Annotated in this window: 20 protein-coding genes and 3 tRNA genes; 5 read left to right on the top strand and 18 right to left on the bottom strand. The window is 45.5% G+C overall.

The window, feature by feature from the left end:
• Window positions 1-2: 2 nt before the first annotated feature.
• Window positions 3-782, top strand: a complete 780-nt coding sequence (locus EYQ95_RS01580) for an SDR family oxidoreductase (protein ID WP_111914534.1) — start codon at window positions 3-5, stop codon at window positions 780-782.
• A gap of 3 nt (window positions 783-785) precedes the next feature.
• Here the strand turns inward: EYQ95_RS01580 and EYQ95_RS01575 are convergent, their stop codons facing one another.
• The 9 genes from EYQ95_RS01575 to EYQ95_RS01535 all read right to left on the bottom strand — a co-directional run bounded on the left by EYQ95_RS01575 (window position 786) and on the right by EYQ95_RS01535 (window position 11,802).
• Complete coding sequence (locus tag EYQ95_RS01575) at window positions 786-1,175, bottom strand: DUF1801 domain-containing protein (protein WP_207916192.1); 390 nt, start codon at window positions 1,173-1,175, stop codon at window positions 786-788.
• A gap of 42 nt (window positions 1,176-1,217) precedes the next feature.
• Window positions 1,218-1,571, bottom strand: a complete 354-nt coding sequence (locus EYQ95_RS01570; RefSeq protein WP_111914538.1) for a hypothetical protein — start codon at window positions 1,569-1,571, stop codon at window positions 1,218-1,220.
• A 155-nt stretch (window positions 1,572-1,726) separates the two neighbouring features.
• Entirely contained in the window at window positions 1,727-3,313 is a 1,587-nt protein-coding gene (locus tag EYQ95_RS01565; RefSeq protein ID WP_111914539.1) for a dihydrolipoyllysine-residue acetyltransferase, read from the bottom strand.
• An 11-nt stretch (window positions 3,314-3,324) separates the two neighbouring features.
• Window positions 3,325-4,302, bottom strand: a complete 978-nt coding sequence (locus EYQ95_RS01560) for a transketolase C-terminal domain-containing protein (protein ID WP_111914541.1) — start codon at window positions 4,300-4,302, stop codon at window positions 3,325-3,327.
• The gene (locus EYQ95_RS01555) at window positions 4,302-5,486 is read right to left on the bottom strand and encodes a thiamine pyrophosphate-dependent dehydrogenase E1 component subunit alpha (protein WP_111914543.1); all 1,185 of its coding nucleotides are present in this window, start codon (window positions 5,484-5,486) and stop codon (window positions 4,302-4,304) included. Before EYQ95_RS01555 ends, EYQ95_RS01560 begins: the two co-directional genes overlap by 1 nt.
• A 119-nt stretch (window positions 5,487-5,605) precedes the next feature.
• Window positions 5,606-6,616 (bottom strand): succinylglutamate desuccinylase, encoded by a 1,011-nt coding sequence (gene astE, locus EYQ95_RS01550; RefSeq protein ID WP_207916191.1) that lies wholly within the window; start codon window positions 6,614-6,616, stop codon window positions 5,606-5,608.
• A gap of 48 nt (window positions 6,617-6,664) precedes the next feature.
• The gene (locus EYQ95_RS01545) at window positions 6,665-7,393 is read right to left on the bottom strand and encodes a DUF599 domain-containing protein (RefSeq protein WP_111914547.1); all 729 of its coding nucleotides are present in this window, start codon (window positions 7,391-7,393) and stop codon (window positions 6,665-6,667) included.
• 47 nt (window positions 7,394-7,440) lie between these two features.
• Window positions 7,441-10,584 (bottom strand): efflux RND transporter permease subunit, encoded by a 3,144-nt coding sequence (locus EYQ95_RS01540; RefSeq protein WP_207916190.1) that lies wholly within the window; start codon window positions 10,582-10,584, stop codon window positions 7,441-7,443.
• Window positions 10,585-10,587: 3 nt separating this feature from the next.
• Window positions 10,588-11,802, bottom strand: a complete 1,215-nt coding sequence (locus EYQ95_RS01535; RefSeq protein ID WP_111914548.1) for an efflux RND transporter periplasmic adaptor subunit — start codon at window positions 11,800-11,802, stop codon at window positions 10,588-10,590.
• 191 nt (window positions 11,803-11,993) lie between these two features.
• Between EYQ95_RS01535 and EYQ95_RS01530 the strand changes: the two genes are divergently transcribed.
• Window positions 11,994-13,139: a patatin-like phospholipase family protein gene (locus EYQ95_RS01530; protein WP_111914549.1), complete on the top strand. Its 1,146-nt coding sequence runs from the start codon at window positions 11,994-11,996 to the stop codon at window positions 13,137-13,139.
• Window positions 13,140-13,284: 145 nt separating this feature from the next.
• The gene (locus EYQ95_RS01525) at window positions 13,285-14,163 is read left to right on the top strand and encodes a GGDEF domain-containing protein (protein ID WP_111914550.1); all 879 of its coding nucleotides are present in this window, start codon (window positions 13,285-13,287) and stop codon (window positions 14,161-14,163) included.
• Here EYQ95_RS01525 and tilS read toward each other — a convergent pair.
• The 3 genes from tilS to dnaE are packed head-to-tail and all read right to left on the bottom strand — an operon-like array spanning window position 14,160 to window position 19,616.
• On the bottom strand, window positions 14,160-15,095 hold the full coding sequence (gene tilS, locus EYQ95_RS01520) for a tRNA lysidine(34) synthetase TilS (RefSeq protein ID WP_126266337.1): 936 nt from the start codon (window positions 15,093-15,095) through the stop codon (window positions 14,160-14,162). The two genes, EYQ95_RS01525 and tilS, sit on opposite strands and share 4 nt — an antisense overlap.
• 39 nt (window positions 15,096-15,134) lie before the next feature.
• A complete protein-coding gene (gene accA, locus EYQ95_RS01515; protein WP_111914552.1) occupies window positions 15,135-16,091 on the bottom strand; it encodes an acetyl-CoA carboxylase carboxyl transferase subunit alpha in 957 nt (318 codons plus the stop codon).
• A 15-nt stretch (window positions 16,092-16,106) separates the two neighbouring features.
• Window positions 16,107-19,616, bottom strand: coding sequence for a DNA polymerase III subunit alpha (gene dnaE / locus EYQ95_RS01510; protein WP_111914553.1), 3,510 nt, complete (start codon window positions 19,614-19,616; stop codon window positions 16,107-16,109).
• Window positions 19,617-19,800: 184 nt separating this feature from the next.
• Between dnaE and EYQ95_RS01505 the strand changes: the two genes are divergently transcribed.
• Complete coding sequence (locus EYQ95_RS01505; protein ID WP_111914554.1) at window positions 19,801-21,876, top strand: bifunctional diguanylate cyclase/phosphodiesterase; 2,076 nt, start codon at window positions 19,801-19,803, stop codon at window positions 21,874-21,876.
• A 2-nt stretch (window positions 21,877-21,878) separates the two neighbouring features.
• On the opposite strand, the gene EYQ95_RS01500 is transcribed toward EYQ95_RS01505, so the two are convergent.
• The 5 genes from EYQ95_RS01500 to dnaQ all read right to left on the bottom strand — a co-directional run bounded on the left by EYQ95_RS01500 (window position 21,879) and on the right by dnaQ (window position 24,391).
• Window positions 21,879-21,955: transfer RNA gene (locus EYQ95_RS01500), tRNA-Asp, on the bottom strand.
• Window positions 21,956-21,975: 20 nt separating this feature from the next.
• Window positions 21,976-22,052 (bottom strand) — tRNA-Asp (locus EYQ95_RS01495).
• 42 nt (window positions 22,053-22,094) lie between these two features.
• Window positions 22,095-22,171 (bottom strand) — tRNA-Asp (locus tag EYQ95_RS01490).
• 124 nt (window positions 22,172-22,295) lie between these two features.
• Window positions 22,296-23,687 (bottom strand): TIGR03503 family protein, encoded by a 1,392-nt coding sequence (locus EYQ95_RS01485; RefSeq protein ID WP_111914555.1) that lies wholly within the window; start codon window positions 23,685-23,687, stop codon window positions 22,296-22,298.
• Window positions 23,651-24,391, bottom strand: a complete 741-nt coding sequence (gene dnaQ / locus EYQ95_RS01480) for a DNA polymerase III subunit epsilon (RefSeq protein ID WP_111914556.1) — start codon at window positions 24,389-24,391, stop codon at window positions 23,651-23,653. Before dnaQ ends, EYQ95_RS01485 begins: the two co-directional genes overlap by 37 nt.
• Window positions 24,392-24,444: 53 nt before the next feature.
• On the opposite strand from dnaQ, the gene rnhA reads away from it, so the two are divergent.
• Window positions 24,445-24,957, top strand: a complete 513-nt coding sequence (rnhA, locus tag EYQ95_RS01475; RefSeq protein WP_111914557.1) for a ribonuclease HI — start codon at window positions 24,445-24,447, stop codon at window positions 24,955-24,957.
• Here the strand turns inward: rnhA and EYQ95_RS01470 are convergent.
• Window positions 24,909-25,964, bottom strand: coding sequence for an efflux RND transporter periplasmic adaptor subunit (locus EYQ95_RS01470; protein WP_111914558.1), 1,056 nt, complete (start codon window positions 25,962-25,964; stop codon window positions 24,909-24,911). The genes rnhA and EYQ95_RS01470 overlap by 49 nt on opposite strands.
• Window positions 25,965-25,969: the final 5 nt, after the last annotated feature.

Raw genomic sequence — 25,969 nt, 5'->3', positions numbered from 1 at the left:
GCATGAGTCATATTCAGGGAAAAACAATTTGGTTAACAGGCGCGTCTTCAGGCATTGGTTTAGCTCTCGCTGAGGCGCTCGCAGCACGTGGAGCAAAACTCATTCTTACTGCGCGCAGTGAAGATAAGTTAAAAGCTCTGGCAGAAAAATTACCCGGAGCGCACGAAGTCGTGCCTATGGACTTAATGAAGCCAGAAGCTGCTTTTCAGCAAGCACAAGCTTTAGCGAATGAAAAAGAAATAGATATACTGATTAACAACGCCGGAGTCTCTCAGCGAAGCCTAGCCCTTGAAACCGACCTAAAAGTTTTCCGTGATCTTATGGAAATAAACTATTTTAGCGTTGTTGCGCTCACTCAGGCAGTACTTCCAACGATGGTAGCTCGTAGATCCGGTCATATCGTCACAGTGTCCTCTGTAGCCGGTAAGGTGGGTACAAAGCTTAGAAGTGGTTATGCGGGCTCTAAATTTGGCATTATTGGCTATATGGACTGCATACGCGCAGAAATGAAAGAAAATAATATCCCGTGTACAACCATTTGTCCGGGCTTTGTACACACCCAAATCGCTCACAATGCCCTTACCGGCACGGGTGAGAAACTGAATAAAGCAGACCCAGACAACGCTGGTGGCATTTCTGCAGAGCAATGCGCCAAAGAGATCGTTCAGGCCATCGAAAAAGACAAGGCAGAAGTTGTTGTCGGTTCGGGATTAAGTAAGTTAGCGCCGAGACTTCAGCGTTTATTTCCTGGTTTAGTGAGAAAGCTAGTCGCGAACAGATAAGTTTTATTCTTCGGTTGGGTAGCGCTCGTTCATTGTTTGAAAACCTTGGACTATGAGCGCTCTCAATACCTCCTCGTCGATATCTGAAAGTCGCTTTACATACAAACAAGACTTTCCAGTCTTATATTTCCCAAGTTTGGACAGAAGCTCCGACTCTTCCGAAAACCCAGGCATAATATACAACGACAAAGCCTGCGCTCTTGGCGAAAACCCAGTTCTCATCCATTCCGATTGATAACCACTTTTACTTTGGTATTGATACGAGCCAAAGCCAACAATAGAACTGCCCCACATTTTTGCTTCACAACCTGTTATTTCAGTAAAAAGGTCTAGAAGCTTGAAGCAGTCCTCTCGCTTACTCTCATCTTTCACAGCAGCCAGAAATGAACTCACGCTGCTATTATTCGGTTTAGTCTTTGGCTCGTACATGAAGGCTTATAAATAAGGCTGGTGAGACGTCAACCTAGAAAGTCCTTTGACTAAGCGATAGATAGTCCATACCCATGCCGCAAAATAGATAATGAAGCCGATACCTACTATCAGCAGTATTGTGCCCACAACAAGCCAAATTAAGCCCCAAACCCATATTTTAATTACATTGGTGAAATGGCTTTCAAAGATAGTTCCTACAGCTTCCCCGCGTTTTATAAACGCCCAAATCACACCGGCAATCCAGAAAATACCCGTAAACATTCCTGCAACCATCAAACCATACGCAATAAGCGCACTGGTTTTTGCTTGCTCTTCTCTAGGCGTTAATACACCTGTGTTTGGTTCATAGTCGCTCATAAGTGTCCTTAGTATTTTTGTTATTTCCAATGCGAATTTAATTGTATTGAGTTGACTCATTTTTAGCGTTTACACAAAAACTTGCAAGCTTTTGTAGATATAAAAAAGGCGCTTTATGTGAAAAGCGCCTTTATAAACATCAACATAGCTGAACTTTATTTCATTACCGTCAGCATTTGCATAGGTTCTTCTAAGAATTGCTGCCAACGTTTGTTGAAGTTCGCAATAGTCGCACCGTCAATAATGCGGTGATCGCCAGACCAACTTGCAGTCATCATATCGCGTCCAACCACAGAGCCGTCATCAGCAAAGCGAGGTAAGGTTTGTACCTTGCCTAATGCAACAATTGCAGCTTCTGGCTTATTAATGATTGGAGTTGTTACCGTGCCACCTACAACGCCGATATTAGAGATGGTAATAGTGCCACCTTTCATATCTGCTTGTGCAACTTTACCTTCGCGTGCAGAAGCGGTTAAACGGTTAACTTCCTCTGCAACTTCCAATAACGACATGTTTTGAACACCTTTAATGTTCGGCACCATAAGCCCAACTTTAGTGGCCACAGCCATACCGATATTGTGGTCATCGTAATAGGTAATTTCGGTTGCATCGTCGTTAAGCTGCGCATTCATGATTGGGAATTCGCTCATCGCCAAAGACAAAGCTTTTATAAAGAAAGGCATTAACGTTAAGCGAATACCTTGCTCTGCATACTGCGCTTTTAACTTGGCATGAAGTTTCCGCAACTCGGTCAAATCGAATTCTTCTGCATAAGTAAAGTGCGGTATGGTGCGAACAGATTCCGCCATTTGCTTCGCCATAGCAGCACGAACACCGCGCATAGGCTCTGTGCGAGTACCACCAGATGTAGACATTTTTGCTGGAGCTGAAGACTGAGTCCCTGAAGACTTAACTTCTTGTGCGGCTCCGCCCGATTTTACGTCTTCCTTGAGAATGCGGCCTTTCTTACCGCTGCCTTGTACTTGCGTTAAGTCGATATCCTTCTCGCGCGCTAGTCGGCGCACAGCAGGGCTGGCCAATACTTTACCCGGCGCAGCGGGTTGTGGTGGTTCAAACTCACCACCTTCAGCTCGAGTACTAACTTGCTCAGCCGTTGCTGGCTGAGCTGGAGCATCATTCTGAGGCTCGCTACTGCTTGCTTCGCCACCTTCTGAAACTAACGAGAACAGTGGCTCACCAACACGAGCGATGTCGCCTTTCGCGTAATAAAGCTTACCAATGGTTCCGTCCGACTTTGCGGGAATCTCAACAACCGCTTTATCAGTCATCACCTCTACAACAACTTGGTCTTCTTCAACGGTATCGCCTTGTGAAACCTTCCATTCCACGATTTCACACTCAACAATACCTTCACCAATATCCGGTAAGATAAAATCACTTGAACTTGTTGACGCTTGGTCGTTAGACGCAGCTTTTTCAGGTGTCGGTGCAGGCTCTTTGGTTTGTGGCTTGGTTTCTGTTTCAGCTGGTGCTGAAGCACTTCCTTCAGCGTCAATAGCGAACAGAGGCTCACCCACTTTGGCAATATCACCCTTCGCGTAGTACAGCTTGGTCACAGTACCATCGAATTTTGCAGGAATTTCAACAACCGCTTTATCGGTCATCACTTCCACAACGACTTGGTCTTCTTGAATGCTGTCGCCTTCTTGAACAACCCATTCAACAATTTCGCACTCTACAATACCTTCACCGATATCCGGCAATATAAAATCAGTACTCATGGTCACTCCTATTAATAATTTAACGAGCGTTTAATGGCTTCGTATGTTTTTAAGTGATCCGAGAAGTATTCTTTCTCATGCGCTAACGGGTAAGGTGTGTCTAAGCCCGAAGCTCGCATTATGGGTGCTTCCAAGTACAAGAAGCACTGGTCTTGGATTGTGGCGGCTACTTCACTACCAAATGCCATGGTGTGAGGCGCTTCCTGACTGATAACAAGACGCCCAGTTTTCATGACAGATTTAGCTACTGTTTCTACGTCCCATGGCAAAATAGAACGTAAATCGATGATTTCCGCACTTACGCCGTCTTTTTCTGCCATCTCAACGGCTTTTTCAATAACCTCTACCTGTGCACCCCAGCCCAGTACGGTTACGTCTGTACCTTCTTTTACCACCTCAGCTTTACCTAGTGGCAAAGTGTATTCTTCTTCAGGAACGTCACCAACCGCAGCACGGTATAAGCGCTTAGGCTCCATGAATAAAACTGGATTCGGGTCAAAAATAGAGCTCAACAATAACCCTTTCGCTTGATACGGGTTACGCGGAACCACAATTTTCAAACCTGGAGTGTGAGCAAAATAAGCTTCTGGAGATTGTGAGTGATAATGGCCACCGTGAATACCACCGCCATAAGGTGTACGGATAGTTAAACCACCTACATTAAACTCATTACCTGAGCGATAACGGAACTTAGCCGTTTCATTCACGATTTGGTCAAAAGCAGGGAAAATATAATCACCAAACTGGATTTCAGCGATAGGAAAGCCGCCTTGCGCCGCTAATCCGTTTGCAAAACCTGCAATGCCTTGCTCTACCAATGGTGTGTTGAAACAACGATCACGGCCGTATTTTTCTTGTAAACCACTAGTTGCACGGAAAACACCACCAAAGTGCCCTACGTCTTCACCAAAAATACAAACCTTATTGTTCTTCGCCATTGCAACATCAAGTGCGCTATTAATGGCTTGTAGTAAATTCATCTTGGCCATTATTTCACTCCTTTTGAAGTTGCCGGATACGCTTCAGGATACTTACGAATATGCTCTTTTAATGCTTCAAGCTGCTTCTTCAAGTGCTCTGGCGGAGTGTCGTAAACATCTTCAATAATTTCGTCAACATGTGGCGCCGGAACTTGCTCAGCTTTTTTCAGCTCAGCTAGTACCGCTTTTTTATGCTCCGCCATTTGCGCGTCAGCTTCTTCCTCGGTGATCCAACCCTTCTTAATCAACCAATTGCGGAAGCGAATCATAGGCTCTTTTCCACGCCATTCTTCTTCTTCCTCTTTGGTACGGTAGCCCGTCGGATCATCTGAAGTTGAGTGACCAGCCATACGGTAAGACATTGCTTCGATAAGCACTGGTTCATTTTCTTCTACTGCAATTCTGCGAGCTTCTTTAGTCGCCGCATAAACAGCAAAAATATCATTACCGTCGACACGAATTGCTTTCATACCGTAACCAGCTGCGCGAGGCGCAATACCGTCACCCGCAAATTGCTCTGTAGAAGGAGTGGAAATGGCATAACGGTTGTTACGACAAAAGAAAATGACAGGAACCTTAGAAACGGCAGCCATGTTTAAGCCAGCGTGGAAGTCACCCTCTGACGCTGCACCTTCACCAAAGTAAACAAGCGTACATTCGCCTTTGCCATCTTGTTTCTGACCATACGCATAACCCGTCGCTTGAGGAATTTGCGTGCCCAAAGGCGAAGATATAGTCATAAAGTTCAATGCAGCACAGCCATAATGCACTGGCATTTGACGTCCTTTACCCAAGTCTTTCTCGTTTGAGAAAAGCTGATCCATGAACTGCTCAACCGTAAAACCTCGGTACGCTAAAGCGCCCTGTTCACGATATTGCCCCATAATCATGTCTTCAAACTTAAGTGCCGCAGCAGAGCCAATACTCGCCGCTTCTTCACCTAACGAAGATAAGTAAAAGCTAATACGACCTTGGCGCTGCGCCGCAAACATACGTTCGTCCAACAAGCGGATAAACTGCATGGTGCTGAACATTTTCAGTGCGAGCTCTTTGTCAATTTCAGGTAACTTCGCACCTTTATTAACGGTTCCATCTTCTTTCAAAAGCTGAAACGTAGGAATTTTGATTGCGTCACCCGGAATCACTTCCAATTGGGTCACAATATTGTTCGTTGTTGCTGCTTTATTTGCCATAACGTTTTCTCTTGTACGATTCCTCAGAATCTTTTCATTCGCTATTTGGGCGCAACTTTACCTTTACGTAAAGGTCGTTGCAAATTTTGAACATAAACTTTCAGTGTACAAACCTGACATCAGACCAGATCAAAAGACTCTGCGGGCTTGGAAACCACTGTTAACAAAGCTCTTTGTCCTAATGCCACCTTTGCATTCGGGAAAATGACTGCTTCACCGTCACATTGGGCTCTGTATTCCTTTTCACCGTCTCTTGCTAACAACTCACCTTCTTCAAATGGCGTAAAATTAGCTAACGAGTCAGAGAAATTTAATTCGAAGTCTTCTACTGTTCTATTAATGCTCCTAAGCACTTGGAAGATACTGAAATCTTGCGGAGAAAATGGAGCTAGTTCCGGCTCTTTCTCTGTAAGCAATGCTTTTAAGGTTTTTATTGTAGGTGCAAAGCTTTTCATATCGTTTTGGCCGAATGGCTTCACCTTGCCTAACTCAACCGTGAAGGCGTCAGCACCATGATGCTTTACCGAGTGGTAAGAAAAAGTTGTCGTTGGTCCATCATTTAACAAGATAACCGGCACACCCATAGCATGTAGTAGTTGAAGCTGACGCTTCTTATAAGGCTTGCCATGAGTAAATGGATAAACTGCAAACTTTTCATGCTTAGAATCACGAATAGCCGTGTGTAGATCGTAGTGTAATCGCTCACGCTCACCAGTTGGAGCTTCATCAAAGAACTTGGCGACATAGCTTTCGATTTGCTTCGCCCGCACTCTCTCTTTATTTACTAAACCTTCGCCCTGGCTGTGCCCGCCATTGAACAAACGGTTCATGTTTTCTTCTACAAATCTACGACCAACATTTATTGCTGCAGGGTTAGCAAACAAAAATAACACTCTGCATTGAGGCACTAACTCACCGGCTCGAATGGCCTCTATTAATTGGTCACATATTTCAATAGGCGCAGTTTCATCTCCGTGCACCGCAGACGATAGAACCAAGTCACGTTGATTAGCTTGTTCAGGAGTAAAAGCAATAACGCCACTATCCCAAACTTCTACCTTTACTCCATTACTTAAAATTTCACTAGAAGTTGAAGAAGTACCCCACTCGTTTTTACGAGTCCAACTCAAAAAGTTCTCTGTAGGTAACAAACCTACCTCCAATTCATTTGTATTAGTTTATTCAGGCTGGTTAGCTTTCGGGCCTGGCTGTTTGTCGTGTACCGCTAACAAAGCACGAAGAACCTTAGAATTGTACTCACGACGAAACAGTACATGGGTCACCACCAATGTGGCCAACATAAACAACCACGGGCTTACAAACCAACAAAGATAAGCCAAAGCGAAGTAATAAGCTCTAAGTCCGTAGTTATATTCATGGCCTGCTTGGTCTAGTATTTTAGCTGCATTTAGCGAAAAACGTTCACGAGCTTCTTCAGTGACTTTAGAGCCGATTACAGATGGAGCCATTCCCAATAAAATAGATACGAAACCAAATTGACGAACCGACCAAGTAAACTTGAAAAAAGCATAAACCATAACCGTAGCAAGACCTGCTAACTTCAGTAGCACCAATGTATGGCTTTGCTCGGCTGTAAAAGGAAGTTCATCGAGAACACTCACGAAAGCGTCGTTTGACGCAGTGACGGTGAGCACACCCGCGAGGACAAGAATGGTCGAAGAGGCGAAGAACGTTACTGTACGTTCGACGTTTCCAATTAGAGCGGCGTCGGCAATATGTTGCTCCTTGCGCACTACCGCGTTCATCCAGTCCACGCGCAGCGTACATAAAATACTACTTAGCGAGTTGTATTTTTTAGCGCGTTTACGCGCATAAATTGTGTAGCCAACCCAAAACGTGAAAAACCATCCAATCGCAATCAGGTCGAACAGTGGCAAAAATTCCATGTGGGCTCCATCAGACCATATAACGGAGCCCATAGTTTAACTGATTTTTAGTCAATTTCCTGTACTGTTCTCGGTTCTTTTCTCCACCAACGCGCAATATCGTCAAGAACCACGTACAAGCATGGAATAAGCAGCAAGGTAATTACCGTTGCAAACAAAATACCAAAGGCCAACGACACCGCCATAGGTATAACAATTTTAGCCTGTAAACTCTTTTCTACCACCATAGGAGCTAGGCCTAAGAATGTTGTTAATGAGGTAAGCACGATAGCCCTAAAGCGCGCGCCACCGGCATCTACCACAACATCTTTGATCGACTTCTTGTCATCTTTATTTTGGTTGACATGGTCCACCAAAATTAAGCTATCGTTCACAACAACACCAGCGAGAGCAATCAGTCCGAACAAGCTTAGAATGCTTATCGACATGCCCAAAACCAAGTGTCCTAACACTGCACCGATGAAACCAAACGGTATAACAGACATTATGATGAGAGGCTGGGAATACGACTTCAGTGGAATGGCCATCAACGCGTAAATAGCAAACATAGCTAAGATAAAACCAAAGATCAGAGAGCCCAAGGCTTCTTGCTCATCTTGGCTCGCACCTTCCAGTCCAAATTGAACATTAGGATATTTCTCGAGAATAGAAGGCAAGCGATTCATCATAACGTCCATAACCACCTCACGCGGTTCTACGCTACTTTTGTCGACACGCGCTCGTACGTTAACTGAGCGCACCCCACCAATACGGTTGATGCTGCTAAACCCATCTGCAAATGTAGCTTCAGCTACTTCTCTAAACGGAATTTCACGACCATCGTCGGTGCGAATCATCATAGACTCTAAATTGCCGATCGACGTACGTTCGGCTAGTGGGTAACGCACCATTACACGCACTTCTTCGTCATCGCGAGGTATACGTTGAGCCTCTGCTCCGTAGAAGGCATAACGCACTTGAGTTGCAACGTCTTGAAGTTGCAAGCCTAAAGACTCCGCAGCCGGCTTCAAGGTAAGTTGAATTTCCTCTTGTGGTGTACCGAACGTGTCAGAAACGTCAAACACACCACTGTAGCCTCCAACAACTTCTTTCAACTCCTGCGCCGCAGCTGCCAACTCATCTAAATCAGAGCCGCTCAACTGAAATTCAAGGTCGAAACCGCCGCCACCAGGTCCAATACTCGCTTGGAAATTAAGTTCCTTCACGCCAATAAGTTCAGGAACACGCTGGCGCCAACGATTTACAATCTCAAAACCATTAATTTCTCGGTTTTCACCTTTTTCTAGCTCGACTAAAATTTGACCACCGCTATCACCGTTAAGGAACATAGCTGTATGCGAGATCAGATTTTGTCCGTATTCTTCTTGATACTCTTCGTCTATATTTCTGATTACACTCTCAATCTGACGAAGTGACGAAATAGTTTGCGACTCATGAGTACCCGGCTGCATCGTAATACTACTGAAAATCATGTCACTAGGTACGTTCGGGAAGAACACCCAACGTACAGCACCCGACTGAATAAGACCTATCATCACAATCATTAACGCAAAGAACGTAGCAATGGTGGTATAGCGGTATTCGACACATTTTCTCGCAAAAGGCTTGTATTTCGACTCAACAAAACGCTTAAGTCCGTCGGAAATGCCGTTGCGCATACGCTGAAAGCCGTTTTGTTTGGTTTGCCCATCTTTCGAAAATTTCATAGAGCTAATATGGGCAGGTAGAATCCACTTCGACTCGATCAAAGAAAACAGCAACGCAAGAATTACTACAAAGGCAATCGACTGCAAAATGGTTTCCATTTGCCCATCCACAAATAGCATGGGAAGGAACGCCACTACTGTCGTTAATACCCCAAAAGTTGCAGGTACCGCTACCTTCTTAGCACCACGGATAACATTTTCGTCACTTGAACCTTTCTCTTCTATTTCGGTATATGCGCTTTCTCCAATAATTATGGCGTCATCGACCACAATGCCGAGCACCAATATAAATCCAAACAAAGAAATCATATTTACCGACACACCAATCATCGGTAAATTCATCATGGCAAATGTACCCAAGAAGCACACCGGAATGCCTACCATTACCCAGAACGCTAAGCGAATTTGCAGAAATAGAGAGAGCGCTACGAGTACTAAAACAACCCCAAAAATAAGGTTTTTCAGCATTAAGTTTAAACGGCCCTTAAGGTAATAAGAACTGTCGCCCCAGTAATCCAGTTGCACACCTTGCGGCAACTCACTTTTCTTGCGCTCTATATAGCTTTTAACTGTTTCAGCTATGGCTAAATCGTTTTGTGTACCTAAACTATTTACACGAATAAAAGTGGAGGGTTTACCGTCGAACTCAGCAAAAAAGCGGCGCTCGACAAATCCATCCTGCACTTCAGCCACTTCGCCTAACGTCAGCTCAGTTCCATCTTGACGGCTAATTAAAACAATATTCTCAAACTCACGTCCCACATAGCTTTGGTTTTTGGCGCGTAATAAAATATCGCCGTTGGGCGTACGAATAGAACCACCCGGCACATCAAGTGAGGTGCCTCGAACTGCCTGCACGACCTGCTGGAACGTTAGGTTATAGCGGCGTAGGTTCTCCTCAGATATTTCTATGGCAATTTCATAATTTCGCGTACCAACGACATCCGCCTGACTTACTCCAGGTAAATTACGAATCTCATCACGAATATCGTTTGCAAGAAGCTTTCTTGCGCGTTCATCAATATCTCCGTAAAGAGACATCCATAGAATTTGTGTAGTTGGGCGTCCCCGATATACTAACGGAGGTTCAATCTGAGCAGGGAAGCTGGAAATACTGTCCACATTCATTTGGATTTCGTCCATAACTTCCTGAATGTCATAGTCAGTATCAGTCTCTATCGAAACCGTAGCCATTCCCTCATTAGCGGTGCTGCGAATCTCTTTGATTCCTTGAACATCATCAATCGCATCTTCAATACGAATAATTATGCCTTGTTCAACCTCTTGAGGAGCAGCTCCAGGATATACCACTCTTACGGTAATCTGGTTACTCTCGCCCATCGGGAATGTTTCTTTGCGAATTGCAAACACAGCAAAAATACCGGAGATAATGATAACCGCCATTAATAAGTTGGCGGCCACTTTATTGCGCGTGAACCAGGCAATAATACCTTTTTCTTCGCTCATGGCTCTTTCTTCGCTCATGACTTAACCCTCCTCTCCGTTTTCCGCTTCAGGCTCAGCCGCTTCCTCTTGCGGAATCAAAGGGTCTCCAGGCAAGCGAACTTTCATACCTGGCAGAGGATTGTCTAATTGTGTTGTCATTACAAGCTCGCCATTCTCTAGTCCAGACGATACAAACACGGTTTGTTCATCTAGCCGGTAAGAAACGACTTCGCGACGCTCAAGTAAACGCTCCTCGGTAACTACCCATACTTCTCCGTTTGTATTAATAGCATGACGAGGCAATTCGATGAGTCCCTGAACCGTAACCCCCTCAACGTTAGCGGTTACAAAGCGACCGAACTGCAATGGGGTTTCATGGGTTCGATGTTCACGATTATATGGGTCTTGAATTTCTACCACCCCGTAGATCACGCGGCTCGTTGGGTCTAATACACCCTCTGTTCTTACCAAATGACCTTGCCAACTACGAAACTCTCCAGCTACTTCAGCAGTGACCGATACAGAAGGGCCCGCCGAGGTTTCAGAGTTAATCATTTGTTGGTCAAGGAAAGACAAATCATAGTCGGTAAGCGGAACTCGAACTTCGGCGACTTCAGTGCCGTAAAACATACCAATAGACGTACCCACACCCAAGTATTGGCCTAAATTAGCTTGTTTTGCCTGTAATAGACCCGAGAACGGGGCTCTTACCACCGTGCGCTCTAAGTTACGCTCTGCTCGATCAAGTTGTGCTTCTGCTGCACGCAAATTGGCAAGTTCACTGGCTAATTGAGGTTGACGCAAACCAAGTTCTGGAATTTCACCCGCTTCAATTGAGCGCCACTCTGCTTCCGCAACTCGTCCTAGCGCACGCTCGGTTGCCAGCGAAGACTGCGCGCGCGCAACGTTTGCCCGTGCATCTTCGAGATTAGCTTCATAATCAGAAGGGTCAATCTCAAGGAGTACTTCGCCTTCTTGAAAGAAACCACCTGCCACAAACTTTTCGGATATTCGAACTACACGGCCGCTCACTTCCGTTACAATTTGAGTTTGGTAGCGTGGGTTCACCGTACCGTAACCATCCACCACAAAGGTTTCGTCTTTCTTCTCAACTTCAACCACTTCCACTAACACGGCAGGCCTCGGTGGCTGACCGCGCATAGGTTGTGGTCGCATGCTAGAAAGCACTACTAATATAAATAGAGCAAAAAGAATGATTACAAACGGTAGAATAATTTGTCTTTTGTGAACAGCCATCGAATGCCTTTCCTTATTCGATAAAATTAAGAACGAGCCAATTGAGATCTATAGCCAACTCGACATATTATGAATTAAATAACACGGGTGTGACATATACAGTACGTAGAAGTTGTGTTTCTATTCTCATAAATATGTAACCGAGTGTTTCTTAGTTCACATCTAGTGACAAATAAGGCTGCCAGAACGCTATGATTTCATCGAGGGAACCTGCATTACTCTTAACTGGCGGTGGTGCCAGAGCTGCATACCAAGTTGGTGTATTGAAAGGTATTGCAGCCATGGTTCCGCGCGCGCACCCTCTGCCTTTTAGAATTCTTTGTGGTACTTCAGCAGGCGCTATAAACGCCACAGCCCTTGCCTGTTACGCCTCTAATTTTCGTTTGTCAGTTAAGCGCTTAGAGCATGTGTGGAGCAACTTCACTACCGAGCAAGTCTACCAATGCAGTAACTCTGCGATATTTGGGCAATTATTCAGTCGTATTGGTCACTTATTCCAACAAGATAGTGTAAGACGTAACTCGCCAAGTTTGTTTAACAACCAACCGCTTCGCGAATTACTCTCCGAAGTCATCGACTTTAAGCGCATTGATCGTCATATTCATAATGGACATCTACGCGCAGTGTCCGTGACGGCATCGTCTTATAGCACAGGTGAGTCGGTAAGCTTTTTTGAGGGCATACCACAGTATGAAAACTGGTTGCGCGCCAAGCGCAGAGGTACACGCGTAAGATTAAATACAGAGCACTTAATGGCTTCTTCAGCTATTCCTTTGTTGTTTCCTGCCACACGTGTAAATCAAACCTACTATGGCGACGGCTCTATTCACCAAATGGCACCGTTGAGTGCACCAGTTCACTTGGGCGCCAGCAAAATCCTAGTTATTGGCTTAGAGCAACCGCAAATAGAATCTAAAACCATTTCAACCGAGCCACCCAGTGGCGGTGCTATTGCCGGTCATTTACTCGATACTATTTTTGCCGACACCCTAAATTCGGACTTGGAGCGCCTTGAACGCGTCAATAAAACAACACACCAGCTGGAGCAAGCGGGTGTGCCTCATGAAACATTGCGGCGTATCGACTCGCAGCTCATCCATTCTGCCCATGACTTTAACGAAATAGCGCACCGCCATTACAAACGCATGCCTAAAGCGGTTCGCCGAGTATTAAGCATACTCGGTGTTAGCCGCGACACACCGTCGAGCTTAATTAGTTACTTACTCTTCGAAAAAGAATATTGCCGTGAACTCATTGAGTTGGGCTACCAAGATGCAATGAAGCAAAGCGAAGAAATTCACCCATTTTTAGAGCTAGGCGGAAAGCCTGTCGAATAATTGGCAATATTTTGCCTCTTTTGTAAAGAAGCTCATTAAAGCACCCCGTAAGCGATGAATTATTAAATGAATAACAAAGACTTAAGCATATAGGCACGTAATTTGCTTTATTTGCCACATCAATTCCTCCATAGAGGTAAAGAACGTGGTAACTATTGAATTGCAGAAAGAACAAAATACGGTTCAGGTACTTGCCTGCTCGGAAACTTTCCAAAAGCGAGGAAAGCTTGCTGAGCAGTTGCAAACCACACTAGACATTGAGCAACTCCTCGCTCTATACGGTAAAGAAGTGCAGCAAACACTACAAATTAGTAGCTTAACTTTCGCTGCCGACGAACTAGTGTTTGCGGTTTTTGGCTATGTCGAGCAGCAACCTCAACATAGCGCAGCAATATACGCTGACGGCGAGTATCTAGGACAACTGGTATACAGCAAAGCATCTGGCTTTAGTGCTAACGATATTAAGAAGCTCAATCAATACCACCAGAAACTTATTTTTCCGCTACGTAATGCAATGCGGTATGCGCGAGTGCGTCGGCAGGCTATGCACGACCACATGACAGGGGTTGGTAATCGCTTGCTGATGGAAGAAGCCATTGTTCGTGCTAAAGCCAGTCAAGCGCGTTTCGACATCCCATACTTAATCGTTATTCTTGATTTAGATGGTTTCAAAGCAGTAAACGACAACGCTGGGCACCTCGTTGGCGACAGAATTCTGCAACGTTTCGCCCGCACCGCTAAGGCGCAACTGCGTGGCTACGACGAAATATTTAGATATGGCGGAGACGAGTTTGTACTGCTACTGAAAGATGCAGACGAGAAAAGTGCATCTCAGGTTTTTGAACGTATACAGCTCGGCATGAAGCATGACTCTATGCTTGCTGAATATAATATCGGCTGCAGCGCTGGGGCTGCGTTGATGTCAAACAAACCTGAAGAAGAACAAGTTTTACTCAACCGCGCAGACACAGCACTCTACGAAGCTAAATTAAGCGGTAAAAATAAGATTTGCTTTGCCAACTAATCGTTGTGCTGCAATACCAACGATTTTTTGACGCGAACAACTTGGTAGCTTGCCCAACGCACTCCAACCTTTCCTTGGGGGAAACGGGCAAGTTGAGCCATTAATTCATGCATAATCGACTGTGACGGTAACGTTGCCCCCAACTGCTCTAACCAAATACGAATAATCGCTTTTTGCTTCGCCTCCGAGAGTGAAGCCCAATCGAGTAAACTCAAGCTATTGTCATCATTTACCCTTTGCCTCATTTCATCTTCTAGAAGCTCTTGCAGCAAAGCCTCATGTTCCGCACAAAGCTCGCTAGAACGCGCTATAGTTTTCTCTATGCTCGGCCAACGGGCTTTTAAACGGGGCATTATTTCATGACGCAAAAAGTTACGATCAATCGACGTATCAGTGTTGGTGTCATCCTCAATCCACGATAATTCGAATTGGTTTGCAAAGTCGTAGATCTCGTCTTTGGTAAACTCAAGTAGTGGCCTAGCTAATGTTCTTTCTGCGGTAAAGTCAGCGGTTACAGCCATCGCCGAGAGGCCTTTTGGTCCTGCACCGCGCTTTAGTTGCAATAAAAAGGTTTCCGCTTGGTCTGAGCGATGTTGCCCCAACAGAATAACTGCATCATTTTCAGTAAGCTCAGCAAGTCGACGGTAACGAGCTTCTCTACCCGCTGCTTCTTTGCTAATTCGAGCCCCTTGAGGAACGCGTAATGGCTCAATATGCGTCGGAAAATTTCGTCGCTTACAGTCCTTAGCCAAAAACTCTGCCCATTGTGGCGAGTTTTCGTGAAATGCATGGTCTAAGTGAATTGCGAGATATTGGAATTCTGGATGAAGTTTTCTGAATTGGTCGCACAAAGCTAACACCGACTGAGAGTCAGCTCCGCCACCTAAAGCAACAACAACCTGTTGCCCTGGGCGCAGCTGCAGCTGCGCCATTAATCTGTCAAAGGATTGGTAAAAAGCTGTTTCTAACAATTAGCAGTAACCAAAATTCATAAGTTTTTGATATCGCTTCTCGAGCAGCTCTTGCTTTGAAGACTCTTTTAATGACGTTAAGTCTTCGCGCAATTGGCGCTTTACCCGCATCGCCATTTCTTCATGGTCTCGATGAGCTCCGCCGACGGGTTCTTCAATAATAGCGTCAACCAAACCAAGCTCTAACGAACGTTGTGCTGTAACACCCATAGCTTCAGCGGCAAGCTCAGCTTTCGTTGCGCTTTTCCAAAGGATAGATGCACAACCTTCAGGAGAAATAACTGAATAAGTACTGTATTGCAGCATGTTCACGCGGTCGCCCACACCGATAGCTAAAGCACCTCCAGAACCACCTTCACCGATTACCGTACAAACAGTAGGAACAGTAAGCCTCGACATAATCTTCAAGTTTCGCGCAATAGCCTCACTTTGGCCTCGTTCTTCAGCGCCAATACCTGGATAGGCTCCCGGAGTATCGATAAAGGTGACTACAGGCATGTTGAAGCGCTCCGCCATTTCCATAAGACGCATGGCTTTTCGATAGCCCTCTGGTTTTGGCATACCGAAATTACGTTTCACTTTTTCTTTCGTTTCACGCCCTTTCTGTTGACCAATCACCATCACTGGAGAGTCGTCTAAACGAGCAACACCACCCACAATAGCTTTGTCGTCAGCATATGCGCGGTCACCGGCAAGCTCATCAAAGTCAGTGAAAATATGTTTAATGTAGTCTTGGGTATATGGACGCAATGGATGACGAGCCAGTTGCGCCACCTGCCACGCCGACAAATTAGAGAAAATTTTCTTCACTAATTCACCGCGTTTCTTTTTCAGCTGTTTAACTTCCGACTCTAAATCGATATCCAAGCCGCCTTTTGCGCCTACGGCTTGAAGTTCATCAATTTGCGCTTGCAACTCTGCAATAGGCTGCTCAAATTCCAAAAAATTCTGATTCATGCTTACGCTTTCCGCCTAAGATTCAAATTCAAATTGTACGTTCTGCTCGCCTACTAATAGGCTTAACTCGTAAACCACATCGTCTAGTGGCTCAATATACCAATTAGGCCCTACCTGATAGCTGCCAACAGCACCTTCAATGCTACAATGCATAAGAACTGGGCAAGTACCTCGCGGTGCATTCTTTATCGCTTTCAATAAACGGTCGACCCGTGTTTCATTCGGTCGTTTGCGATCTTCAGAAACCTCGTCACAGTCTAACGAGATTGCCAACCGTTTGACAAACTGTGCTCGTGCTTGTTCTATCGTAAGAACTTCATTGGCGGTCATTGTATTCGTGCTATTGAAATGATCAAAGCCGACCTCTCCGCGCATCCATATAACCGCGTCCTTTTGCAACAAAGCTTCACACGCTTCAAATGCTTCACTAAACAGCTTTACATCGATTCGCGCGGACTTGTCATCTAAGGTCACAAGCCCCCAACGCTGACCTTTCTTATTCACCATCGCTCGTACATCAAGAACTAAGCCTGCGACAGCAACTTGGTCACCCTTTCGCGCGTCTGCAATGTCCTTTAGCTTCAATTGAGTATAGTACTTCAGCTCAGACACATAACGATTAATCGGGTGTCCGGTTAAATAAAGCCCCAAGGTTTCACGTTCACCGTCTAACCATACTGACTCCTGCCAACGCGGTACTTCATCAAAGTTACCACCTTTAGCTTCGTTGTCGGCGCTATCATCAGACATCCCAAATAGGTCTGCTTGTCCTACAGCAGCAGCTTGCGCTTCCTGATCAGCTTGACGCATGGCTTTTTCAAGGTTTGCCATAAGCGCAGCACGATGTGGCCCTAAATTATCCAGCGCACCCGCCTTTATAAGTCGCTCCATAACTCGGCGATTAAGTTTCTTAAGGTCCACACGACGGCAAAAATCAAATAAGTCTACGAAAGGCCCGCCTTCGGTACGAGAAGCTATAATACTCTCGATCGGGCCTTCACCCACCCCTTTAATAGCGCCGATGCCGTAAACTACTTGCTGCTCTTCATTAACGCTAAACTTGTATTTGCCTGCATTAACGTCTGGTGGCAGTATTTTTATGCCCATGCGGTCACATTCATCCACCAGGGTAACTATTTTGTCCGTGTTATCCATATCAGCAGACATAACCGCAGCCATATATTCTGCCGGGAAATGCACCTTCATCCACAACGTTTGGTAAGCCACCAACGCATATGCTGCAGAGTGCGATTTGTTGAACCCGTAACCAGCAAACTTTTCTACTAAGTCGAATATTTTTATCGCAAGCTCGGGGTCTATATTGTTATTTGCAGCACCACTTTGAAACACTTCACGCTGCTTTGCCATTTCTTCTGGCTTTTTCTTACCCATGGCTCGGCGTAATAGGTCGGCCCCCCCCAGAGTGTACCCAGCCATTTCCTGCGCAATCTGCATAACTTGCTCTTGATACAAAATAACGCCATAGGTCGGCTGTAGAATTGGCTCTAGGCATTTGTGTTGCCAAGTCTTGTCGGGATAAGAAATCTCTTCGCGCCCGTGCTTTCGGTCAATAAAGTTGTCGACCATGCCTGACTGCAATGGCCCAGGACGGAATAGAGCAACCAATGCGATAATATCTTCAAAAATGTCTGGCAGCAGACGTTTAATAAGCTCTTTCATGCCGCGAGATTCAAGCTGAAATACAGCGGTTGTCTCTCCGCGTTTCAGAACGTCGTAACAACGAGAGTCATTTAAAGGTATGGACTCTATATTGATTGCCTTTTTACCTTCTCGCTGTAAACGCTCATTGGCCATATCCACAGCCCATTGAATAATGGTTAGCGTTCTTAAACCGAGGAAGTCAAACTTAACCAAACCTGCTGTTTCAACATCGTTCTTATCAAATTGGGTAACTGGATAATTCCCTTCCTCATCGCAATAAAGCGGCGAGAAGTCAGTTATTGTTGTCGGAGATATAACTACGCCACCCGCGTGTTTACCAGCGTTCCGAGTTACCCCTTCTAACCTTCGCGCCATATCGATCACTTCGCGAACTTCATCGTCAGAGTCGTATAGCTGGGGTAACCGCGGTTCTTCTTCAAATGCGCCCTCAAGAGTCATTCCCGGAGTGCCGGGAATAAGCTTGGAAATTCGATCCACGAAACCATAAGGGTGTCCTAACACCCTACCCACGTCGCGCACTACTGCTTTTGCTGCCATGGTTCCGAAAGTAATGATTTGCGAAACTGCGTCTCGACCATAGAGTTCTGCTACGTGCTCGATAACTTCATCACGGCGGTCCATACAAAAGTCGACGTCGAAGTCGGGCATGGAAACCCGCTCTGGGTTTAGAAATCTCTCGAATAGTAGTTCGAACTCAAGTGGGTCTAAATCTGTAATTTTAAGCGCATAAGCGACCAGAGATCCTGCTCCTGAACCACGACCCGGCCCTACTGGAATCCCTTCGTCTTTACTCCACTGAATAAACTCCATCACGATAAGGAAGTAACCAGGAAATCCCATGCTATTGATTACATCTAATTCAATTTTCAACCTTTCGTCATAAGGAGGTCTTTTTTCTGCTCTTTCAGCCTCGTCAGGAAATAGTTGTCTGAGTCGATCTTCTAATCCTTCCTCTGATTTTTTCACTAAAAAGTCAGGTTCAGACATACCCTCTGTGGGAAACTGAGGCAGGAAGTACTCATTTAATCGAATTTCTAAGTTACAACGCTTCGCAATCTCCAGCGTATTTTCGATAGCTTCTGGAAGGTCAGAGAACAATTCCACCATTTCTTCAGCGGAACGCAAATACTGCTGCTCCGTATACTTTTTGGGTCTGCGTGGATCAGCTAACGTATACCCATCATGGATAGCTACACGAATCTCATGCGCATCGAAGTCCGAACTATTAATAAACGCAACATCGTTAGTTGCCACTACCGGTAAGTTAAATTCGGCAGCGATGTCTACTGCGCCATTAACGCACTCGGTTTCACCAGGTCTTCCGGTGCGTGTTAACTCGAGATAATAACGGTCAGGAAAATAGGTCTGATAAAACGATATTGAGCGCTGCAACGCTTCCCTATTACGTTTCAGAATAGCTTGTCCAACGTCACCGAATTGAGCGCCAGACAAAATAATTAGCCCTTCGTTGTATCTACTCAACCATTCTTGGTCGACACAAGGGTAGCCCAAGCGATGTCCTTTTAAATAAGCCTCTGAAATAAGAATTTTCAGGTTTTTGTAGCCTTCGTCGTTCATCACCAATGCAGTGATACGCAAAGCTTCATCTGGCCAGTCGTCAAAAATAACCCGAAGATCAGCGCCTACGATTGGTTTAATGCCTGCACTTCGAGCATTCTGGTAATAGCGCACAAGTCCACATAAATTCATCTCATCGGTTATAGCCATGGCCGGCATGTTTGCTTTCGCAACTTCAGCGCAAAGCGGTTTTACTTTCTGCAAACCGTCTCGCATCGAGAAGTCACTGTGAATATGTAGATGTACAAAAGGAGATGTTTTCATTTGATTTTTATAGTTATAAACCGATAAGCATTTAGGGCCTGTTACAACACACCCATGGCTGTTTGAAATCTAAAAATAAGTTCACTATTGTGCCTCAAGTTGCAGGTTCGTAAAAGCAAACAATAGAAATTCATGCTACACATAAATAGGTCAAGGTCCTAAGAAGCAGTTGCCGGAATAAAATATGCAAAACACGGACAAGTCTCATCTTACAGAGCACAGCTCTCGTTTAACTCAAAGTGCTAACGCTACAGTGCTCTACACCATGTATGTTGACGAGAAAGAGCCTGTAGCCGACTGGGTGAGTGAAAATATTAAGGACATCACCGGTTACAACGAGCAAACCGTACTAAAAAAAGGCTGGTGGAGTGAGCAAATACACCCCGACGATAGACAAGTGGAGAGCCAAGCCAACGAAGCCCTGCTCACTCAAGGTTATCTAATTTACGAATATCGCTGGAAATTCGCAGATGGAACTTATCACTGGATACGTGACGAGATGCGCATTATTCAGGATGAGAACTCAAAGACTACGCGTGTGTATGGGGTTTGGCGCGACATTACCTCAGAAATGGAAGCTCAGCAAAAATTAGAAGAACAAGAGGAACGGCTTCGCTTCACACTACAAGCGACAGGGGACGGTTTATGGGACTGGAACATAAAAACCAATGAAATATATTGGAGCGCCACCAATTACGACATGCTGGGAATGAAACGTAGTGAGTTTCCATTCATTTCTTACAGCAAATGGCAGTCTATAGTTCACCCAGACGATTTAAAAAGAACCGAGGCACTCATTAGAGAAGCTCTTAAAATTGACGGAGATAAACTAGACACCGAGTTTCGGTTTTACCATGCGGACGATTACTGGCTTTGGATAGCCTGCCGTGGTCAAGTTGTAGAGTGGGATGAAGATGGAAACCCCGCGCGGATGCTCGGTCTCCATACCGACATTTCTGAGAGAAAAGAGTGGGAGTACGCACTGAAAGAGCGCGAAAAGTTGCTCAACCAAATTACTAAGCAAGTTCCTGGTATGCTCTATCAATTCGTGAAAGAACCTGATGGGCACATGTACTTCCCCTTCTCCTCTGCACATATTAAAGATATTTATGGGGTATCTCCTGAACAAGCCCGGGAAGACGCTTGGAACGCAGCAGCCCAGATTCACCCCGATGACTTAGATACAGTGTTAAACACTATCGATTTATCGGGTAAACAACTCACCCTGTGGCGTCAAGAATACAGAGTTTTATTACCGGGGAAAGGTGAGCGCTGGGTAAGGGGTGAAGCTAGACCAGAAAAGCAAACCTCGGGAAATTTGGTTTGGCATGGTTACATCATGGACATTACCGATGAAAAAGAAGCCGAGAAAGACCTGAAAGTCGCCTCTAGCGTTTTCAAAAACACCCATGACGGAATTATGGTCACTAGTGTCGATGGCACCATTATTGAAATAAACCCTACATTCACTCGAATCACAGGCTATAGCCGTGATGAAATTATTGGGCAACAACCGAGTATCTTATCCTCTGGTAAGCATGAAAAAGCATTCTACACCGATATGTGGCAAAGCCTACTTCATGACGGTTTATGGCAAGGTGAAGTTTGGAATCGTCGGAAGAATGGGAGCATATATTGTGAGAGAAAAACGATCTCGGCGGTGTATGACGATCTCGGAAACATCGAACAGTTTGTGGGTATTTTTAGTGACGTAACACTGCTAAAACAGCAACAAGAACGCTTAGAGCAACTCGCTCACTACGATCCACTCACTAACTTACCCAATAGAACCTTGCTCAACGACAGGCTATACATGGCGGTTGAAGCAGCTAAACGCAGCGGCAATACACTTACCCTTGTCTACGTTGATCTGGACGATTTCAAGCCGGTAAATGACACTTATGGTCATGCAGCTGGTGACTATCTATTAGAAGTTGTTGCCAAACGGCTCAGCACGAGTGTTCGCAAAAGCGACACTGTCGCACGCATCGGTGGGGATGAGTTTATTGTGCTTCTCAATCATGAGTCTGACAACGCTTATCACCCTCTTATTGAAAGGCTTCAAAAGTACTTACAGCAACCAGTGAACATACAAGGTAACAAGGTGCGAGTTTCTTCAAGTATCGGTATGGCCAACTTCCCTGACGATGCACAAGACCCAGAACTATTGATTCGATACGCAGACAGAGCCATGTATGCCGCAAAACAATCGGGCAAAAACAAAGCCATAGAATATAGTGAGCTTACAGAGGATTCGTAAAATGGCGGAGCGGACGGGACTCGAACCCGCGACCCCCGGCGTGACAGGCCGGTATTCTAACCAACTGAACTACCGCTCCAACGGTAAGTCTTCCAGCAGTGGCGGAGCGGACGGGACTCGAACCCGCGACCCCCGGCGTGACAGGCCGGTATTCTAACCAACTGAACTACCGCTCCACACTGGAATTTGCATCTAAGAGAGGAAAGCGAAAAAGTAAGTGGCGGAGCGGACGGGACTCGAACCCGCGACCCCCGGCGTGACAGGCCGGTATTCTAACCAACTGAACTACCGCTCCACGTTACTTGTGCTTTGAAGGTGTCCCTCAATGCGGCGAGGATAATACGAGTAAGGGCATGGCTAGTCAACCCCTTTTTCTATAATCTCGTGCTAATTGATTATCTTTGCAGCGAATATCGAGATTAAAGCTCTGTCATCTCGTCTTCTGCTCCTTTTTTATCCTTCTTTTTCTTCTTCTTTTTTGCTGCTTTTAATTTCCGTTTACTTGCACTGGGACGAATTAAAATATAGATACTCCAGAGAGCTACAATCCCTAAATTGATGCCAACCACCAATATAATTCGGTTCTGAACTTTTTGCCTTTCAGCTTCTATTTCCGCCAATTCTTGTTGGTGGATACGCTCTTGTTCGGCAGCTTCCGCAGCCGCAATTTCAGCTGCGGTAGGTCCTGGTGGCGCAGGCGGTTGAGCTCGAAAATCAAATGGAGGAATATTCAATTGGAACTCTCTACCATTAACATCGGTAGCGCTTAAACGCATCACAACTTCGAAAACACCGAAGGTATAGCTTGGGATTTCCGCATAAAGCTCGTCGCCCTGCCTTGTGCTTAGGGCAATGTTCTCTGTTTCACCATTTGGAAAATCGACACGACCAGACACTACAATATCGTCTAAACGAACATATTCTTCATCCACTGTGAAAAACATGCGGTGAGGTTCACCTTCCTCATCGGAAACTTCCATTCTAGGCCGTACTGGTACTTGTCGAACCATCATTACGTCGCCTTCCACAACTCGACGATGTAACGGTGTTTCTACATAAAACGTAGGAATATACTCACCAGACGCAATATCTAACTCAAACTGCCCCGTGAAAGTTCCGTCTCGCGGCACAGCATCCATTCCCCTGCCATCATCTAAAAACTCTCCTACAGGCAAAGGCGGCTGCCCGAAGTTGTCATAGTTCGGGTTATTCGTGCTTTGCATCTTAATTTCCAGCTTTATCGCACTACGAAAGTCGAGCTGAGAAACAGGTTCACCGTTCTCGGTTAAATGCCCTTCTAGCCGCAAACGCTCACCCACAAAAACCAGTTCTGGGAAGTCTTCCGGATGCAACTGTACGTCGGTATAGACCATTGCGCGACTGTTCGGCCTGATCATTCCCGTAGCTTGCCAAGGACCAGGCATGGGCTCTCGAATACGAATCATGTCAAAGTCATGACCGCTGTGCCAAGTTACTTCTCCCTGCGGGTGACGAGAAGCATACCACTTACTGCCATCAGGGCGTGTGAGAACAACAGGTGCAGTGTCTGGGAGTCGAAAAAATACGAGAATTATTTCATCAACTTCGTAGTCTATACGGAAGCGGTCGTTTTCTAATGGGAGTTGTTGGCGAGGCTCTTGTTCTAACAGCGTGAACGCCCGTCTTGGGTCGTTCTCATTCATCTCGTCTGATTGTGCATTTACAGGGAAAGCGCCTAAAAAAGCACAACAAAACACCAAAGCTAAGCCATTAACGGCAGCTTTGGTAAGTTCTTTTACTCTGAAACTGATTCTATTTGTGACCAAATGCATTCTCCATTTTTGGCCAAGCCTTCGAGGTATTCTTGATGTCTTTTATCTTCTTCGGCAGAAGCACGTAAAACCTTTAATTTCGGGCGGTTAGAATCTAGCTTCACTATCGCTTGTGCATCATCAGAATCTGATTCACTTTGTGCACCTTGAAACCCTAGTTTACGTTGTCCTCCTGTAAGAAAAAGATAAACTTCAGCTAGAATTTCCGCATCGAGTAAAGCGCCGTGCAAGGTACGGTGAGAGTTGTCGATGTCATATCGCTTACACAGAGCATCTAGACTGGCTCGTTGCCCTGGGAATTGCTTTCTGGCAAATACCAAAGTATCGAACACGGTAGAGAAGTCAGCAATTTCACCTGGAGCAGGGCTTAATAGCGAAAACTCATGATCTAAGAAGCCTACATCGAACGGGGCATTGTGAATAACAAGTTCCGCCCCTTTTATAAATTCAATAAAATCAGAGGCAACCTGAGCAAATACAGGTTTATCTTCCAAAAACTCATTCGTGATACCGTGAACGTTAATTGCTTCTTGCTCAACAACTCGTTCAGGGTTGATATAAACGTGGAAGTGATTACCCGTTAACTTCCGGTCAATCATCTCAACACAGCCAATTTCAATAATGCGGTGGCCGTCTTTTGGGTTTATACCCGTAGTTTCGGTGTCCAGAATAATTTGCCGGCTTGGGCTTTCGAATTGAGTCATCTGATTTCGCCAAGTATACTCTTCACAAATAATAATGAATGGTATCAGCTTCCATGGGTCAGGAAAAAGAATTCGGGAAAAAAGAAGTCGCTATATATACAGATGGCTCTTGCTTAGGTAATCCTGGCCCCGGTGGTTATGGCGCAATTTTAGTATACGGCAAACACCGCAAGGAACTCAGCGCAGGGTTTCATTTAACCACCAACAACCGCATGGAGCTTCTCGCGGCAATAGTTGCGTTAGAAACGCTTACAAGAAGTTGTCATATAGAGTTATGGACCGACAGCGAATATGTTCGCCAAGGTATTACTCAATGGATACATGGTTGGAAGAAAAAGGGTTGGAAAAACAGCCAGAAGAAACCTGTAAAAAATGCAGATTTATGGCAGCGTTTAGACAAAGCGACTGAACGCCACCATATTTCATGGCACTGGGTGAAAGGTCATTCAGGGCACCCTGAAAATGAAAGGTGCGACGAACTAGCCCGAATTGCAGCGGGAAAACCTACCCAAGAAGATCAAGGTATGACAACCGACTCACCGGCAGTAACGCCAGATAATACTTGAACATACTCACCCGACTCCCTCTGGAACTCCTCGCCAAGCTTCACTATTCGGCGCTCGGTTCGACCGTCGCTAAATACGTCGAGGTAGTCTAACTGTCCAATGGTTAAAACATAGGCTTTTGGCACCCAAAGTTGCTCACTCATTTGGTTGACGACGCTGATTTGCCCATACATCCCCGGGTATAACCCTGCGGTATCTGCTAACTCCAACTTCACGGTAAAGCTTCGTGAGCCTGGGTCGGCTGCCGGTTCAATCTCGGTTACTACGGCACGCATTGACGCGTCGATAGCCGTCAGGTCAGCAGTTAACGTATCACCAAGCTGTAACTCACTTAAGATTGACTCACTTACGTGAACTTCTAACCGCAAGCTAGTTGGCGCATACATACTTACTAAGCGCATTCCAGGAGTTGCGATATCACCGGTATACACGCTCCGCTCACTAATGATGCCACTATAAGGTGCGGTAATAACACTAAAGCTCTCGCTCGTTTGGGCTTCACTCAAAGCTTCTCTCGCGCCGTTTAGCTCTGCTTCAGAAGTATCTTTCGATGCCCTTGCCTCATCTAAAGCAGCCTGCGGAAGTAAGCGTTCAGCCACTAAAGCCTCTACACGCTGGAAGCTTGTTCGCGCTTCATTTACACGAGCCTGAGCAGCAGCTAAAGCTTGTTGCTGTTGACGCACTCGGGCACTTAGGTCGTCATTCTCGAGCCTTAGCAATACATCTCCAGCTTGCACTGAGTCTCCCGCGTTCACCAAAACTTCGGCCACGCGCGCGGTAATACGCGAAGACAAGGACGAAGTTTGACGAGGGTAAACCTGACCACTGAAATAACGATATTCAGGAGAGGTTGTAAGCGTTAAACGCATTGTTTCAGGTGCCTCAGTGCGCTGCTCCGCCAAATTTGTCGAGTCAACTTTTGGCACCCACATTCCAGCGAGAATAGAAAATACAATCAAAAGAGCGACCACCGACGCGACAATAGATATTAGTTTCGTTCTAGTCATTTTCT

The organism is Lysobacter sp. N42 (genome assembly GCF_004344885.1).
This window is presented reverse-complemented; position numbering and strand designations above follow the sequence as displayed.